Annotated in this window: 13 protein-coding genes and 2 pseudogenes; 8 read left to right on the top strand and 7 right to left on the bottom strand. The window is 39.9% G+C overall.

The features are described 5' to 3' along the window. The first annotated feature begins 52 nt into the window (after nt 1–52). Nucleotides 53–502: pseudogene (locus V7K60_RS02000) on the top strand (DUF29 domain-containing protein). Between the two features lie 61 nt (nt 503–563). Here V7K60_RS02000 and V7K60_RS01995 read toward each other — a convergent pair. The 3 genes from V7K60_RS01995 to V7K60_RS01985 all read right to left on the bottom strand — a co-directional run bounded on the left by V7K60_RS01995 (nt 564) and on the right by V7K60_RS01985 (nt 3,702). Further along, nucleotides 564–1,292 carry a type I restriction enzyme HsdR N-terminal domain-containing protein gene (locus V7K60_RS01995; RefSeq protein WP_334922527.1) on the bottom strand — a complete coding sequence of 243 codons (729 nt, stop codon included), beginning with the start codon at nt 1,290–1,292 and terminating at the stop codon, nt 564–566. Between the two features lie 95 nt (nt 1,293–1,387). Then, nucleotides 1,388–3,403 (bottom strand): hypothetical protein, encoded by a 2,016-nt coding sequence (locus tag V7K60_RS01990; protein ID WP_334922525.1) that lies wholly within the window; start codon nt 3,401–3,403, stop codon nt 1,388–1,390. Nucleotides 3,404–3,480: 77 nt separating this feature from the next. After that, on the bottom strand, nt 3,481–3,702 hold the full coding sequence (locus tag V7K60_RS01985) for a hypothetical protein (protein WP_334922523.1): 222 nt from the start codon (nt 3,700–3,702) through the stop codon (nt 3,481–3,483). 20 nt (nt 3,703–3,722) lie between these two features. Between V7K60_RS01985 and V7K60_RS01980 the strand changes: the two genes are divergently transcribed. The 6 genes and pseudogenes from V7K60_RS01980 to V7K60_RS01945 all read left to right on the top strand — a co-directional run bounded on the left by V7K60_RS01980 (nt 3,723) and on the right by V7K60_RS01945 (nt 9,946). After that, entirely contained in the window at nt 3,723–4,265 is a 543-nt protein-coding gene (locus V7K60_RS01980) for a hypothetical protein (protein WP_334922521.1), read from the top strand. A 34-nt stretch (nt 4,266–4,299) separates the two neighbouring features. Next, nucleotides 4,300–5,082: pseudogene (locus V7K60_RS35010) on the top strand (Rpn family recombination-promoting nuclease/putative transposase). A gap of 156 nt (nt 5,083–5,238) precedes the next feature. Continuing rightward, nucleotides 5,239–6,924: an ABC-F family ATP-binding cassette domain-containing protein gene (locus tag V7K60_RS01960; RefSeq protein ID WP_334922513.1), complete on the top strand. Its 1,686-nt coding sequence runs from the start codon at nt 5,239–5,241 to the stop codon at nt 6,922–6,924. A 221-nt stretch (nt 6,925–7,145) separates the two neighbouring features. Then, the gene (gene gpmI, locus V7K60_RS01955; RefSeq protein ID WP_334922511.1) at nt 7,146–8,744 is read left to right on the top strand and encodes a 2,3-bisphosphoglycerate-independent phosphoglycerate mutase; all 1,599 of its coding nucleotides are present in this window, start codon (nt 7,146–7,148) and stop codon (nt 8,742–8,744) included. 151 nt (nt 8,745–8,895) lie between these two features. Further along, nucleotides 8,896–9,129 carry a preprotein translocase subunit SecG gene (secG, locus tag V7K60_RS01950; RefSeq protein ID WP_094328436.1) on the top strand — a complete coding sequence of 78 codons (234 nt, stop codon included), beginning with the start codon at nt 8,896–8,898 and terminating at the stop codon, nt 9,127–9,129. A gap of 10 nt (nt 9,130–9,139) precedes the next feature. Next, nucleotides 9,140–9,946: a peptidase gene (locus tag V7K60_RS01945; RefSeq protein WP_334922510.1), complete on the top strand. Its 807-nt coding sequence runs from the start codon at nt 9,140–9,142 to the stop codon at nt 9,944–9,946. 61 nt (nt 9,947–10,007) lie between these two features. Here the strand turns inward: V7K60_RS01945 and V7K60_RS01940 are convergent, their stop codons facing one another. After that, nucleotides 10,008–10,451, bottom strand: coding sequence for a DUF29 domain-containing protein (locus V7K60_RS01940; protein WP_334922509.1), 444 nt, complete (start codon nt 10,449–10,451; stop codon nt 10,008–10,010). Nucleotides 10,452–10,771: 320 nt separating this feature from the next. Here V7K60_RS01940 and V7K60_RS01935 point away from each other — a divergent pair, with 320 nt between their 5' ends. Continuing rightward, nucleotides 10,772–11,674 carry a pentapeptide repeat-containing protein gene (locus V7K60_RS01935; RefSeq protein ID WP_334922508.1) on the top strand — a complete coding sequence of 301 codons (903 nt, stop codon included), beginning with the start codon at nt 10,772–10,774 and terminating at the stop codon, nt 11,672–11,674. A 359-nt stretch (nt 11,675–12,033) separates the two neighbouring features. Here V7K60_RS01935 and V7K60_RS01930 read toward each other — a convergent pair whose 3' ends face one another. From V7K60_RS01930 to recO, 3 genes are all read right to left on the bottom strand, one after another. Beyond that, on the bottom strand, nt 12,034–13,182 hold the full coding sequence (locus V7K60_RS01930; protein WP_334922506.1) for a glycosyltransferase family 4 protein: 1,149 nt from the start codon (nt 13,180–13,182) through the stop codon (nt 12,034–12,036). A 367-nt stretch (nt 13,183–13,549) separates the two neighbouring features. Further along, nucleotides 13,550–15,202 carry an MFS transporter gene (locus V7K60_RS01925; RefSeq protein WP_334922596.1) on the bottom strand — a complete coding sequence of 551 codons (1,653 nt, stop codon included), beginning with the start codon at nt 15,200–15,202 and terminating at the stop codon, nt 13,550–13,552. Then, nucleotides 15,189–16,214 carry a DNA repair protein RecO gene (recO, locus tag V7K60_RS01920; RefSeq protein ID WP_334922504.1) on the bottom strand — a complete coding sequence of 342 codons (1,026 nt, stop codon included), beginning with the start codon at nt 16,212–16,214 and terminating at the stop codon, nt 15,189–15,191. Before recO ends, V7K60_RS01925 begins: the two co-directional genes overlap by 14 nt. Between the last annotated feature and the right edge of the window lie 14 nt (nt 16,215–16,228).

Genomic DNA, 16,228 nt, shown 5'->3' with positions numbered 1-16,228 from the left:
GAATTTAAATTATCAAACTAGCTCGTGGTCGTTGCTGGCAAGATTTAACTCTATGGACAAACCTTTTTTGTATGAACAAGACTTCTATGGCTGGACACAGCAGCAGGCTAAAGCATTAGAACAGAGGCTAGTTATGGAACTAGACTGGCAACACCTGCAAGAGGAAATTCAAGCTTTGGGCAGACAGGAGTATCGGGAACTCGTGAGTCGTCTGAGTGTATTACTCAGTCATCTCTTGAAGTGGGAGTATCAACCCGAACAACGCTCTCGCAATTGGTTTTTAACAATTCGAGAACAGCGCCGTGCCATCCATAGGCATCTGCGGCAGAACCCCAGCTTAAAGTCTTGAATCGAAGAAGCTTTGTTAGATGGCTTTGAAGCGGGAGTAGATTTGGCGCTACGAGAAACTAACTTACCATTACGAACTTTTCCAGAGCATTGTCCCTATTTATTTGATGATGCGATCGCAGACAATTTTCTGTGCGATACTCGTCAAGACTAGGAAGAATAATTTCTACCATTTTTCTTACCCTCATTTGTTACTTGGAAACACCTTCTATTTGTCAATAAATAATAGAAACTAGCTTTTCAAAATCTTGATAATTTAAGCTTTGCCGTCTTTTACCATTTTTAAGATAGTTCACCTGATGATCTTGAGACTCAAAGAAAGTGCCTGATACAGGTAATTGTTCACCTTTAAGTCTAAAACTTATTGTATTCAGTTTATATTCACCATACTTCTTAACAAGATAAATAAAACTATCAAAACTTCCGTGTACAGCTTTTTCAAATTCTAATATATCCTTCTCTAACTTATTAGAATTTTGTAAAATTAACGGTGGTATATCTTTAAGACTATTGAGATAATCACTTGTAAATACTGCGTCTTTTTTTGTGTATGCAATAATTTCATGATAATTATATAAAACACCTATTTCTGAACCAGATTTTTTTAGGTATCTTTCAATCTGTTCCTCATGATTATGTAAGTTTTCTTCTTCTCGCTTCACTTCCACAATCATCAAAGGAGGGTGATATGGTTTAAAATATTTATTTTTGACAGTTTTATATATTTCTATATCATGATTATTAGATTCAACTTTGATATCAATTTCATTTGGAAATAAACCACTTTTATTTACCAAAAAATAGATAAATATTTGCCTAACTTTTTCTTCTGGTCTTCCACCAATAACAATTTCTCTTCCTCTAATTAAGCATTTTGTATATTCTGTATAACTTCTCTTGTATATCTTTAGTTGGATGGATATTTCTTCACTTAAGCTATTCATAGATAGTAAGTTTTATTTAGGTAAAAAATGAATTATCAGGACGCAATAATATTGCGTCCTCTGTATTTACTATGCAATTTCCAATCGCTATCTGTCTATTTTTCTCCGAAAAAGCTTAATAGTTTAATAACTAACTTTTTCCAATATTTTTCTGCTTGAATCTCTAAAAAATTGTTTAAACTTTTCTCTTTTTCAAGTTCGTGCTTCAATGTCTGACATACATTGTCTGTATAGGTTTGATCTGGAGGTCTTACCTTACCTTTCTCATTAATTAGAGCCTCCCAGAATTTAGAATCTTCGCTTTGAGGTGATAGTTTAGTTTGAGCTTCCTCTTGAATCTGTTTTCCTACTTCACTTATAAAATCGTCATACAATGAGTTAAGCTGTATAATTAATTCAGGAATAAATGTCTTTAAAGATTCATTTGCCGATGTCAGGTCATTCAGGATATTTTCTAATTCCTGTTTTGGTTGTTTTGTAAACTTCTTCAACATTTCATCTTCATTTATTCCCTCAGCAAAAACCCTCATATCATAATATATATCTATATTCTTTGGCTCATAAAAGCCAAAGTTTCTATGAATAGCGTGTTTAGTATTCCATGCTGGATAAATGGTACGATAATGTTCAACATATTTAGTAACAAAACCTTTATCTTGTTGACCTTTATCTTGATAAAGAAAACTTTGTACTCTTTTACTCAAATCCTCGAAATCTTTTATCTTTTTAATGGCAGTTTCAATTGCCTCGATTTCTGATACTGTTAAACCATTACCGCTTTTTATTCTTGTAAAACTTTCTTGAATATTCTTGATTTCGTCCAATAAAATATTTCGTCTACGTTCTACTACACCCGCTATACCTTCGATAAAGTCATCTTTATCCGCCTGTATATTTTCTTCACTGTAGATATCATTACGATAGTACCTCAATGCATCATAAAATAAGATATTTTCTATCAAGAAATCTAAGTTTAACTTCTCAAATGTAGCTTGAATTTCATCTGTTTTGATTTGAATTCCTGTATCATAATCTCCGTCACATTCATTAACTTTTTCAGGTTCATCTTTGTGAGGCAATACCAAAGTTACAAATCTATGATTAAAGTCCTTGGATTTAGATGTAAGGTGATAACCTATTAATTTAGTAATATTAGCTTCCGGTGCAGCAGCGAAAGGAGTTACAAAGAGACAGATAGTATCCTGATTTTCAATATATTTCTTCAAGTCTTTACGAATTGGGTTTTCATCAAGTCCTTTAGTATCAATGACTGAATCAAACTGAGATAAATTTGAACCAGATAAAACATCATGGCTCACATAAAGATATATTTTTCTCGGAATAGCAAATTCTTTTAACTCAGCAGCATTAATAGCAGCAAAGGTATTTTTTATCCACTCTTGCTCATTATTCTGATTATTAAATTCAATTTTATTTATAGTTCGAGATTGAAGCTTTGCATTATTAAACGCAAGTTTTTTTAGTTCATCTAATCCCAATTTATCAAATTTTTCTTTAGCTGGGTCAATTGTTTCTTTTTTTGGTTTATTGCTAACATAAATTGTTTTAGAGCGTGATTTCATTTCTATAACATTCCTAATAGCTCTTTCAACTTCTTTAGAAATAATTATTCTCTGATCTGTTTTAGGATTATCTTTGTTTGCAATATATTCGCAAAATTCAGAAATAATATTTTCCATTTCATCAACTGTATAAGGCTCTATCTCTATGTAAGTTTTTTCAGATGGTTTGATAATTACTTCACATATAGTAGTTCTACCTGCTCCTGTTGACAGCAACTCTTTTGTTCCAGTTACATTTTCCGTTTTACTACCACTATTATTGGAAACTGTGAAGTCACTTATTAAGTTAAAAAGATGGCATATAGCTGTCGTTTTTCCTTGACCGATAGTACCTATAAAAGCAATTTTATATTTATCTATACTAAGAATATTTTCAATTTCATCTAATCGCTTTAACTTTGATTTCAGGTTATTTATACAAATATGATTACGTACATTAATATCATAATTACGTGAAATTTTATTTATTTCCTTGTTCAAATTTTGCTTCAAGGATGCAATCTCTTCTTGCCACGTTGTTGTCAACATACTGTTTACCCTGTTTCGATGCTTACTTACTTGATATTTACAGTATGCCCATTATGCTTAAATATCTAACAATAGCCTCATAAGACTACCAAACGCCCCTCTGGCAACCCTTTAGCCACTTGGTGATGAACAAGGCGATCGCTATTTTGGTTGAGTTCGAGGTTCTGGTAGAAATACATAACAGTTGCGCGGACTTCAGGAATTTGAAACCCACGGAGGTGGGTTTTGTCTGTATAACTGCGATTTCTAATCGCCAGAGTTAGGGTATTTTTACAAAAGTGAGATGCTCCTAATATCAATACTGGCAGTTAAGGAATAAATGGTTTTAAAATGGTGCAATCTTAAAATATTTAGGGGTGCAGCTATGTCACTACGTAATGAGCCTTTAGATTGGCAAGTTGAAACGAATAATCCTTATATACCAGTTTATCATCAAGGGAATTTGGTGGGATTTTTTAAACCAGAATATGCCAGTGAAATTATTAAAATTTTAAATGAAGAAGAAGTTTTAAAGAAAGCGCTGAAAAGGGCTTGTACTGATTTAATTAAAAAAATCGGCGGTGATACCAGAAAAGTAAATTATTTAATGGAAAAATATGTAAAAACTAGTGAGCGTCCGAAGCATGGAACTAGAGCGATCGCAGTTTTACTTCATGATAGACAAAAAGAGCTTGACTTGAGTAACCAGGAGTTTACTAAATTTTGTGACACCTTTAAATTATCCCCTACTGAACTGAATAATATTTATGCAGGAGAAGCATTTGATGATAATTTATTAGTGCCCCTTTCACGTATATTAGGGATGGCAAAAGAGCAACTGCTGAAAGTGCGAGATGGTTCTGAAGAACAAAGTAACACATGAACAGCAAATCAAAATCTTCAAGTGATATAAAAATGTGAAAACAGATATCATCTTTTATCGGCTGTTTCAAGAATTCCCTGATATCTTCTTTGAACTTATTGGTAATCTTCCAGAAAAAGCTAGCCTTTATCAATTTTCATCAGTTGAAATCAAACAAACAGCCTTCAGAATAGATGGTGTGTTTATACCGACACAAGGAAGCGAGAACCCGATTTACTTTGTTGAAGTGCAATTTCAAGCTGATGGGGAAATTTATTCACGGCTAATTGCAGAAATACGTTTATACTCCGTCAGAATCAACCATTAAATGATTGGGGTGCTGTGGTTTTATACCCAAACAGGAATGTAGATACAGGCGATATTAAACATTACCGTGAGTTTTTCACAAGTGGGCGCGTCAGGCGCATTTATTTGGATGAATTAGGTGAAGCTGCATCGCTTCCAATTGGCATTGCAACTGCTAAATTAGTAATTGCAACCGACGATATAGCGATCGCTAAAGCAAGGGAGTTGATAGACAGAACTAAGTTCAGCACCAAAACAGCAGCAATTATTACAATTTATAGAGACTATTTTGGCTTACAAGTTTCCTGCAATGAGTAGGGAGGAGATAGAGGAAATGTTTGGCTTAAGCGAGTTAAAGCAAACCAGATTTTATCAGGAAGCCTTTCAGGAAGGTGTTGAACAAGGTGAGGTTAAAGGGAAACTAAAAGCAATACCAGCAATGTTGGCAGCAGGGTTGACTGTAGAACAAGTAGCAGAGGCGTTAGATTTGAGTGTCGAAGAAGTTGGACAAGTAACACAAAGTCATCCTTGAGATCGATGTGGTAAATTTTATCCGTGGCTCAAGCCAAATTTGGTTTGCGGCTTCCAGACTTGCATCACGACGAATTTATAGTTAATTTTTGTTAATATTAGAGGCGGTGTTAGTACTTCGTCCTCAACCACCCACTCCCTACCTGAGAGAAACTTAATGCTACGACTAGAACATATAAGTAAAATTTATCCCACAGGCGAAGTTCTCAAAGATATCAACTGGGAAGTTAAACCAGGCGATCGCATTGGCTTAGTCGGTGTCAATGGTGCTGGAAAATCTACCCAACTCAAAATCATCTCTGGGGAAATTGAACCTACTGCCGGCGAAATTATCCGTCCCAATAGCTTACATATAGCCTACCTCAACCAAGAGTTTGAAGTAGACCCCACCCGCACCGTTAGAGAAGAATTTTGGACTGTCTTCAAAGAAGCCAACGAAGTACAGTTGTCTCTGGCGCACATACCACAAGAAATGGAAACGGCTACGACAGAGGAACTGGATCGACTGATCGACAAGTTGGATCGCTTGCAGCGCAAATTTGAAGCCTTGGATGGCTACAACTTAGATGCACGCATCGGGAAAATTTTACCAGAGATGGGGTTTGGGCTAGAAGATGGCGATCGCCTCGTCAGTGCCTTCAGTGGTGGTTGGCAAATGCGGATGAGTTTGGGTAAAATCCTCCTGCAAAAACCCGACTTGTTGCTACTGGATGAACCGACTAACCACCTAGATTTAGAAACCATCGAGTGGTTAGAAAATTACCTCAGAGGGCTAGTTACGCCGATGGTAATAGTCTCCCATGACCGGGAGTTCCTTGACCGCCTCTGCACCCAAATTGTGGAAACTGAACGTGGCATTTCCAGTACCTACCTTGGTAACTACTCGGCATATTTGTCACAAAAAGCTGAAAGTCAATCAGCACAGCTTAGTGCTTACGAACGCCAACAGAAAGAATTAGAGAAACAGCAAACCTTTGTTGATAGATTTCGCGCCAGTGCTACCCGCAGTACCCAGGCAAAAAGCCGGGAAAAGCAACTCGACAAAATCGAGCGCATTGAAGCACCCATTGCTGGAGTCAAAACTCTACACTTCCGTTTTCCCCCTGCACCCCGCAGTGGACGCGAGGTAGTAGATATTAAAGATTTAACTCATCTTTATGGTGATAAAATCTTGTTTTTAGCAGCAAATCTCCTAATTGAAAGAGGCGATCGCATTGCTTTTCTTGGCCCCAACGGTGCTGGAAAATCTACCCTTCTGCGCGTAATTATGGGTATGGAACCACCCACAGAAGGTAGCGTTAAATTAGGCGATCATAACGTTATTCCCGGTTACTTTGAGCAAAATCAAGCTGAAGCCTTGGATTTGAAGAAAACTGTCATGGAAACTATCCATGATGAAGTTCCCGACTGGGATAATCAAGAAGTCCGCACACTTTTGGGACGCTTCTTATTCAGTGGTGATACAGTATTTAAAGCAGTTGGGGCATTAAGTGGAGGAGAAAAAGCTCGTTTGGCTTTGGCAAAAATGCTATTACGTCCCGCGAATTTACTAATTTTAGATGAGCCGACAAACCACCTAGATATTCCAGCGAAAGAAATGCTGGAAGAAGCGCTCAAAAATTATGATGGTACGGCAATTGTAGTTTCACACGATCGCTACTTTATTTCTCAAGTAGCTAACAAAATCGTCGAAATTCGTGATGGTGAATTCCGGGTTTACTTAGGAGATTATCATTACTATCTCCAGAAAATTGCCGAAGAAAAAGAACAAGCAAAGTTAGCTGCGATCGCTGCTGAAAAAGCGGCGAAGAAAGCTGCAAAAGCTTCCACAAAAAGGAAATAAGGGATTGGATAATTACTTAAAAGTAGCGTGAAAACGCTACTTTTAAGTAATCACTCCTTATTGGCATTCTAAAACATCACAGAAAAATTATTAAAATTTAAAAAATATTTCAAAAAACTGCAAGTCTTTCATAAAAGAAATTAATAAGCAAAAATTCACTTCCGGCGTGGATTAGCAGTGGTATCATTCGAGTATTACAAAAAGTAAAGGGCAATTTTACTATGACCAAAGCACCTGTTGCTCCTGTGGTGCTAGTCATTTTAGACGGATGGGGCTACTGCGAGGAAAAGCGAGGAAACGCTATTGTTGCTGCTAAAACTCCTATTGTGGACAGTTTATGGGCAGCTTACCCGCATACCCTCATCCACACATCAGGAAAAGCCGTAGGGTTGCCAGAAGGTCAAATGGGCAACTCAGAAGTTGGTCATTTGAACATTGGTGCTGGACGAGTGGTACCGCAAGAACTGGTACGCATCTCCGATGCAGTCGAAGACGGTTCTATTGCCTTAAATCCAGCACTCGTCAAAATTTGCCAGGAAGTCCGTTCTCGGAATAGCAAGCTGCATCTAGTCGGGCTTTGTTCTGAGGGAGGGGTACATTCGCATATCACCCATCTATTCGGACTACTTGACTTAGCCAAAAACCAGCGAATTCCAGAAGTTTGTATTCACGCTATCACCGATGGTCGTGACACCGCCCCAACTGACGGTGTAAGAACGATCGCGCTGCTGCAAGATTATATAGACCGCGCAGGAATTGGGCGCATAGTCACCCTCAGCGGTCGCTACTACGCGATGGATCGCGATCACCGCTGGGATCGGGTCAAACGCGCCTACGACATGATGATACAAGATAGTGTTGGTAATGGTCTCAAGGCTGTGGAAGTCTTGCAAGCATCTTACGACCAGGGGATAAAAGATGAATTTGTCAACCCAATCCGAATTGCTCCCGGCGCAATACAACCAGGGGATGGGGTGATATTTTTCAACTTCCGCCCCGATCGCTCCAGACAACTGACTCAAGCTTTGGTCAGTCCCACATTTCACGGTTTTGAAAGACAGCAAATCACGCCGCTGTCCTTTGTCACGTTTACGCAGTATGATTCAGACTTACCCGTGGCTGTAGCTTTTAAGCCTCAGAACCTCAATAACATTCTGGGAGAAGTCATAGCCAATCATAGTTTGAATCAGTTCCGCACCGCTGAAACAGAAAAATACGCCCACGTCACCTATTTCTTTAATGGGGGTCTAGAGGAACCTTTTGTCGGAGAAGATCGGGAACTGGTAAGCAGCCCGATGGTAGCGACTTACGATCATGCCCCAGCGATGTCAGCAGCAGCAGTTACAAATGTAGCGATCGCTGCGATTCAAAAGGGTACGTATTCTCTAGTTGTAATTAACTATGCCAACCCAGACATGGTAGGGCATACTGGTCAAATCGAAGCTACTATTACAGCAATTGAAACAGTCGATCGCTGCTTGGGACGCTTGCTACAGAGCATTATCAAAGTCGGTGGTACAACAATTATTACTGCCGATCACGGCAATGCAGAGTATATGCTAGATGAAGGGGGTAATCCCTGGACAGCCCACACCACTAACCCAGTCCCCTTTATCTTGGTAGAAGGCGAGAAAGTCAAAATCCCTGGATATGGTACAAATGTCGAACTGCGAAGCGATGGCAAGCTATCCGACATCGCCCCCACAATTCTAGAGATTTTACAGCTGCCTCAGCCACCAGAAATGACCGGGCGATCGCTGCTGAAAACAGCAGAATACGAGCTACAACGTACTCGCACCCCCGTGCAAGTAGGACTGTAAAAGAGTTAGGAGTGAAGAGTGAAAAATGAGGAGTTAATAATTAAGAATTAATAGTGAAGAGTGATCAATTAAGACTTTCCTAACTCCTAACTCCTAACTCCTAACTCCTGATTTCTGTTTTTTAAAACTTGTTATAAATGAGATTCCTACCATGACAGTTACTAATATCGTGCAAGGTATTTGGGCGTTTTCCGCCACTGGTTTGATTATCTTAGTTTTGCTGCATAGCCCTAAAGGTGATGGCATTGGCGCCATTGGCGGACAAGCCCAGCTATTTAGTAGTACCAAAAGTGCTGAAAACACCTTAAACCGAATTACTTGGGCATTGACAGTAATTTTTCTCGGTTTAACAGTAGTTTTAAGTGCTGGTTGGTTGCCTAAATAAGGATAGGTAAATGGGGAAAACAACCCAAAACCCAATACTTAACACCCTGATAAATTTAATTTCACGACGGTTAATTACAGCTCTTGCCTTGTTTATTGGCACAGGGCTGTTAATCGTTTTTACTAATATCCAGTCCAGTAATGGGTTTGCAATAATACCAGAATATGTACATTCAGATTTAATAATTTCTCTCCCCACTTCCCCAAAACCTCATTCCTTACCGTCCACACTGGCGCAGTGGCAAGATAACACTAACAGTGGTGACTACTTTTCCCAAATTACAATAACCCAAGTAGGTTATTTAGTCTGGTCGCAATTTCCTGTTCGAGTTTACGTAGAACCACCAAAAGCCATCAGCGAAAAACAAGCTCAAGCATGGGTTAATGGTGTCTTGCAGGGTGTACATGAGTGGAGTACTTATTTACCTTTAACAGTAGTTGAACAGCCAGAAATCGCTGATATTACAATTGTGCGAAAAGCGCCACCTCTACAAATTTCCCCTGGTAGTAATATACCCCGTGCGCGATCGGCACAAACTACTTACGAGTTATACACCAGCAACAAAGTTTTATCCCACCGTTTCACCATCTTGCTAAGTCCTACTCAAACAGGTGAGTATCTCATTGCAGCTACCCGCCACGAATTCGGTCATGCACTGGGAATTTGGGGTCATAGTCCGCTACAAACTGATGCGCTATATTTTTCTCAAGTTCGTAACCCGTCGTCTATTTCTTTCAGAGATGTAAATACTCTAAAGCGGGTTTATGAACAGCCAACTACTTTGGGATGGTCTTTAGTAGATAATTCAGCGACTTAATTTTATGGTGTTGCTGAGTTAAAATATGAATATGTTTTATGTAAAAAATCAAAATTTAAGGTTAAGGCAACCAATTTTTATCTAAAATTTGCTCTAAGGTATAAAAACATAATTCAGGTAAATTGGTTAAATTTGTTTTAGCTTTAACATAATCTAAGGCATTGCTATAAATTATGCTGAAATTTTCCTCTAAATAATTGCGTAAATTGGCACTTAAATCTTCATTTACTTGGTTCCGAAAACTAATAATTTCCGCAGGCCAATGATTAGCATTTCTTGGCTTTTCTATATCCCAATATTGATAAAGTAATAAATGTTTAATAATCTGTTCCAATAAACTTCTTACTCGCCTTTTTTCATTTTTAGCCAAATCTTCCAATTCTTCTATTAAGTTTTCATAGTCAACGTCTGCTAATTGTCGATTTTTGAGACATTTAATAGTCTCCTCTAACCATTGCAGGTAATTGGATTTATATAATGTTTTTAGATCAATAATTGCAGTCATCTGTTGATTTTATAACTAGGATTGTTTCTTATTTATTTCATTTAGCTTGTGTAGACTATCAGCAACTTTTACCGCTTATTCAAGCATCTGAATTTGCCAGCTTTCTTGTTCCACACACAGACTGATCGCCTCTGCTGCCAACTAGGACTGATTACGCCGTGTACTCTAGGCAAGGGTATCAAGCTCCGCTTTAATCTCTGGAGTTAGTCGAAGAGTCACCACTTTGCTTTAGGACATCAGGATTTCTGTTTTTATCAGTCATTACTAACGTTGTATATACAATCTATTTTATATGTGTTGCTTGATGCGAGAGTTAAATTATGGAAAGCGAAGAATTTTTCCAACGATATGATGCTGGAGAGCAGGACTTTAGCGGCGTTGATTTGAGAAAAGTTATGAATTTCCATTACAGAGTACCCGCCTTTAGGGATACCATACTCAAAGGCGCGAATCTGAGTGGAATCACTAGATATCGTATTGATTTCACTGGAGCCGACCTGAGCAATGCCTGTTTGGAAGGAACTGACATCAAGTATTCCAACTTGAGGCGGGCTAACTTGAATGGTGCTAATTTGAGGGGTGCTAATTTGGCTGAAACCAACCTGAGTTTTGCTGACTTGAGGGGTGCTGATTTGACTGGAGTTGACCTGAGTCGCGCTAACCTGACTGATGCCAACTTGCTGGGAGCTAACTGGAGTTCCATTATTCGAGAAGGAACCCTTTTCTGTAATACCACTATGCCAGATGGGAGTATTTATAGCGATCCTACCAGGGTAATTAAGGTTGAGGAATTGCTCCAACGTTATACCAATGGGGAGAGAAAGTTTCGCGACATAGTTATCCATCACGCCAACCTCGAAGGAGCTGATTTGCGTGATATCAAGCTGGGTGGAGCTATCTTGAGTTACGCTAACTTGAGGGGTGCTGACTTGGAACGGGCTAATTTGAATTACGTCAATTTCTGGGGTGCTAACTTGAGTGGTGCCAATCTCTTTCTCACTGAAATGAACCATGCTGACTTGAGGGACACCGACTTGAGAAGTACTGACTTGAGAGGCGCTCAGATGGTCGCTGTTAACTTGAGTGGTGCTAACTTGGAAGGAGCTAATTGGGAAGACGCTTGGCTCTTGGATGCAATATTGTGGAATACTATATGTCCCAATGGTGAAGTCGTTGTTGAACGCTGTTCCATTGGTACTCAACGCCGAAGAAGTCTCTGTTAAAACAGGTATATATTCTTCACTGGCTAGAAGAGATGCTGTAGTGGGTCGTTCTTTTAAAGCATTCCTAATATTTTCATCACGAATATTAGATAAGAAATTAAAGCGAACACTATCTGTTCTTTGAGTATTAAGAATATTTTCAAGCTGCCAAAGTTTTACTCGCCAAATATCGGGATTTCGCCACTCTTATGTGCTGATTATTGGAGCAAGGTTAAAACCGAATATAAGACTGATGAAGAAAAGCTAAACTGCACCTGATGCATCTGGAGAACAATAATGAGCGTAAAAATGCGTAGGCGTAGCCCGCACTTCGGCAAAGCTCAGTGACCACTGTAGGCATCGCACTTTATTCCCTTTCTCTAAGCTCTGCGACTTAGTGGTAAAGGTCGCTGTGCTAAAACTCCTTTATAAAGTTCTTCCAGCAGACTAATATTTTTACTAAGGGTATAGCGGTCTAATACACGCTGTCTAGCTTTTTGCCCCAGTAGGGTTGTTAACTCTGGATGGTCTTGCAACACTGGTAAGAGCGTTCTCAATTGCGATCGCGCTGTTTTGGTACTAATAACGACACCTGCACCCTTTTCCAATACTTCTCCATCTGCACCTACATCTGTTGCTAAACAAGCCAACCCACACGACATTCCTTCTAACAGAGATAAGGATAAACCCTCTACCAATGAAGGCAAAACAAATACATCTGCGCCCCGCAAAATTTCGATGCGTCGGTCTTCATCAGCGACAAATCCCAACCAAATAATGCCGTATTCTGAACCAAAAAACGGCTCTAAGGAAGACTTCAACGGGCCGTCGCCAACAATTAGCAACTTACTACCAGGCGCCATTGACGACTGCTTCCAAGCGCGGAGGAGAGCTTCGACATTTTTCTCTGGCGCTATGCGACCCTGATAAACAAATAAGCGTTCGGCTTTAAATTCTGCTGTGATTTTAGAAAGTCCTGGAGAATACTTGGCGGTATCAACACCGTTGGGAATTACGGCAATATTTTCTTCCCTTACGCCCATCCCTGCCAATAATTCTCGCTGAATTTGAGAAAATACAATTACGCGATCGTAGTTAACTAAAAAAGGTGCGTAGAGCTGATAAGCCAAAAGTTGTGTTCCCGATACCAGCTTTGCCCCCTTGCCAGCAAACGGTGTATGAAAAGTGGCAACTAGGGGCAACCTCAGTTCCTCACAGATTTCCGGTAGAAAAAAGTCTAGAGGAGATAACGTCAAGGAAGCATGGACTACATCTGGTTTGATTTCCCGTAGCGAATCGGTTAAAACTTTGGTGGCTTTAAAAGTGGGAATTGTGTAAACCTGGGACTTGTAAATGAAAGGTAGGGAAACCTCTCGAAGATTTGGCCAATTATCAGGTTCAGACTCTTCCTGGGCGAAGTGAAGAAAGCTAACTTGATGTCCCCTATCTAGCAAGGCATTTGTAATTTCTCGACTGTAGGTGACATTGCCGCAAAAAGGTGATTTTTTTCCAATCCAGGCTATACGCATTCTTTATTTAGCTGTAAGAAAAGCGGGTTTAATCTACTACTTGTGTGTCCTTTGTGATTTTTCTTTTATCTAGCTATACTTGCTGGTTTTTTTATTTATTAAAAATTTCCACAACTTTATACTAGTTTAAAAAGCTGATTATCAGCTCATTAAACTAGTGGATTTATGGCTTTATTTATTCTACTTATAAGTTGTTAATTTCTGATATTTAAACAACTTATTCTGACTAATGTCAGATTCATATCCAGCAAGTATGCGATAAATTTTCACTGGCAACAGTTTACCATGAACACAAAAGCTTTAAGTAAATTATTAATTACGTCAAGGTAATGATTAATAACTCCTGTTAGCTGATAACTACTTGTAACTACTTGTGTGAGTTATACCAGGTTAATATACCTCCTGAAAAGACGATCGCAGCTAATCCCAAAAAAACTACCTGTAATCCCAGAAAGGTTTCTGCAACACCAGCTAATGCTAAAGGTAAGGATAGGGCAATATTAATTACATTGTTCTGCAAGCCAAAAACTTTACCACGCATTTCTGGAGGTGTTTCTGTTTGGATTGCAGTTTGCATGGGAATTCCTACTAGTGCCCCAAAGATGCCCACTAGCGCCACCAGTAACAAGACGAGCCACAGTTGAGTTGTAAATACTGACAGACCAATCAGGGATGCTGCCATACCCATACAACCGCACAGACTTAGCTGAGTATAGGAGAAACGTTGACCAAATTGACCGAGAATTGTTGCTCCACCAGCGATGCCAACACCGCCAGCTGCTAGTAAAAAGCCGAACTGGGAAGCTTTCATGTTGGGAATTATTTCCGCCATCCGAACGGCTAGAACAGTTAATGCTGCAAAAACAGAAAACAAGATAATCAGTTGAAGCAAAGCATTGCGGACGCGATGATTTGCTTTTAGATAGGCAAAGCCGTCCCGTAAGTCAGAGAATACGTGAGGAAATTCTGTATCGGGGTGGTGGTGTTTTTCCTTAGTTGCCAGGAGGAACAAAATTGCTCCAGCGATCGCATAACTGCCACCAACTAAAAGTTCTTTGCCCAAACTACCACTACCACCAATTTGCAGCCAAAGTCCATCAGCGATCGCTAACAAGGGTTCCCCGACAGCAAACCCAACAATCACCGATGCCATCATCGTTGTCGTATAAAGCGAATTTGCCGAGAGTAAATCCTGTTCTTCTACGATTAGGGGAATTGCCGCCTGTTCCGCCGGTGCAAAAAACTGCGTCAGCGTGGAAACTAAAAAAGTCACACTCAGAATGATCAAAAAACCCACTGGCAGTACTCCTATGGGTTTCCAGTCATGAGTCAACCACAGCAGGAAGGGAATTGACAAAACTAGGATACCGCGCCAAATATTCGTTGCTACCAGCACAGCCTTTTTCGACCAGCGATCGACAAACACACCAGCAACAGAACCAAACAATACGGCTGGAATAGTAAAAGCCATCATCAAGACTGATACCCAACCACTAATACTCTGATTGCTTCCTTGAAACTGAGTATTAATCAAGGCAATCATTAGCACCAAATAAACTTTATCTGCTAGTTGAGAGAAAACTTGACCGCCCCAAAGAGCCAAGAAATTAGGATTTTTTAATACAGGTAAAAATCCTAGCTGTTTTACATTCCCTGCAATAGCTTCTCCACCTGAACCAGAGGCATCTAATTTCGGTAATTCTTTTTCTGGAATAGTGGCTACTGGTAAATTCTGCCCATTCCGAACGCCATTGCTATCTACCTCAGCAGTGGTTAATTTGTCCTCAGATTGTGTTTCTGATTGGCTTGGAAGATCAGTTTTTGGGATCTCCTCTGTCCAATTTTGATCGTTTCTAGAAACATCTTTTGGGGACATTTCTTGGCCATTTATTTGACTAGGTGTAGACTTGGGAACAGCACTCAAGTGATTTCTAACTGTAGGATCTGATACCCTATTCTGTTTTTTGGCGAGGCTTGGTGACAAAGGCAGGATTTTTTTATCTAAATCAGACGGTTGCATCATGGTTGGCAGCAAAATAAGAGTCGATTAAAGTAGCAGAGCGAATAGGGCGACCTAATTGATACTGAGCATACTGGCGCAAAATCTGCTCAACAGATAACCAGTTACGATCTCTAGCACCATCAATTTGCATTATCTCTGGTTGTGACAGCTGTTGAAGCAAAGCTAGTTCCATAGCACCCAAACGACTAGAAATCACAGGTATTTCTTGCCGATGCATAACAACTGTTTGGGCATTGGGGAGCCAGTGCGTTGCGGAGGTTCCCGACGCTAGATTACTCGCTAACGCTGCGCTATCCGTTGAAGCAACTGGCGTCATTGCAGATGGGGTATTGGGCATTGGGTATTGGTTATTAATCTCCCCCTGCTCCCCTGCTCCCCTGCTCCTCTGCCCCTCTGCCCTTATCTCCCTTTCCCTTTCTTTTCGTAAACGTTCCCTAGCTTCTAAGGAAACCGTTCCACCCGCAGGGATACTAAATCCTACCTGCCAGTTGGGGTCTGTGAAGTCTGGCTTAAGGGAACGTTGAGATAGGCAGCAGATTTGCACTTGTGGCGTCAGTCCTGCTAAGGCTAAAAGGTGAAAGACAGCATGAGCCAGATGAGCCAAAACACCAGATGGATTTGTACTTAACACCGCCTCTAAGCGATGGAGATGTTCATTGAACAAATCATAAAGTTCTTCTTGGGGTTGTTCGCTCAAAGCTTCACACAGAACTATTTCTGCTAAATATTGACTTGCAGCCAGTTTTCCCAAATCTTTAGCTAAACCAGGATAGGTTTTTAACGTCTGTGCTTGAGTAATTTTATCAAGCGATCGCCCTTTGGCAATCAATAGTTCATTCACAACGAACATTCCACTCCTACCGCCCAGGCTGGAGTTGTGCTTACGTGACCCTGGAGCCACGGCTCGAATTAGACCGAATTCTCGTGTCAAAATCGTCACTATTTTATCCGATTCTCCTAGCGCCTGGGTTTTAAGATTAATACCAGTTGCCTTGTAGGTTCTACTCATTAGTCATTATGTAG

It is taken from the genome of Nostoc sp. (assembly GCF_036917555.1).
Classification (GTDB): domain Bacteria; phylum Cyanobacteriota; class Cyanobacteriia; order Cyanobacteriales; family Nostocaceae; genus Nostoc.
Note: the sequence above shows the minus strand (reverse complement) of the source record. Positions and strands in the feature narration are given on the sequence as shown.

Coding starts and splice junctions, on each gene's coding strand:
- V7K60_RS01925 (WP_334922596.1), bottom strand. CDS start 15,202: ATGCAACCGTCTGATTTAGATAAAAAAATCCTGCCTTTGTCACCAAGC.
- V7K60_RS01940 (WP_334922509.1), bottom strand. CDS start 10,451: ATGACTGCAATTATTGATCTAAAAACATTATATAAATCCAATTACCTG.
- V7K60_RS01995 (WP_334922527.1), bottom strand. CDS start 1,292: ATGAATAGCTTAAGTGAAGAAATATCCATCCAACTAAAGATATACAAG.
- secG (WP_094328436.1), top strand. CDS start 8,896: ATGACAGTTACTAATATCGTGCAAGGTATTTGGGCGTTTTCCGCCACT.
- V7K60_RS01930 (WP_334922506.1), bottom strand. CDS start 13,182: ATGCGTATAGCCTGGATTGGAAAAAAATCACCTTTTTGCGGCAATGTC.
- V7K60_RS01945 (WP_334922510.1), top strand. CDS start 9,140: ATGGGGAAAACAACCCAAAACCCAATACTTAACACCCTGATAAATTTA.
- V7K60_RS01960 (WP_334922513.1), top strand. CDS start 5,239: ATGCTACGACTAGAACATATAAGTAAAATTTATCCCACAGGCGAAGTT.
- gpmI (WP_334922511.1), top strand. CDS start 7,146: ATGACCAAAGCACCTGTTGCTCCTGTGGTGCTAGTCATTTTAGACGGA.
- V7K60_RS01980 (WP_334922521.1), top strand. CDS start 3,723: ATGGTTTTAAAATGGTGCAATCTTAAAATATTTAGGGGTGCAGCTATG.
- V7K60_RS01990 (WP_334922525.1), bottom strand. CDS start 3,403: ATGTTGACAACAACGTGGCAAGAAGAGATTGCATCCTTGAAGCAAAAT.
- V7K60_RS01935 (WP_334922508.1), top strand. CDS start 10,772: ATGGAAAGCGAAGAATTTTTCCAACGATATGATGCTGGAGAGCAGGAC.
- recO (WP_334922504.1), bottom strand. CDS start 16,214: ATGAGTAGAACCTACAAGGCAACTGGTATTAATCTTAAAACCCAGGCG.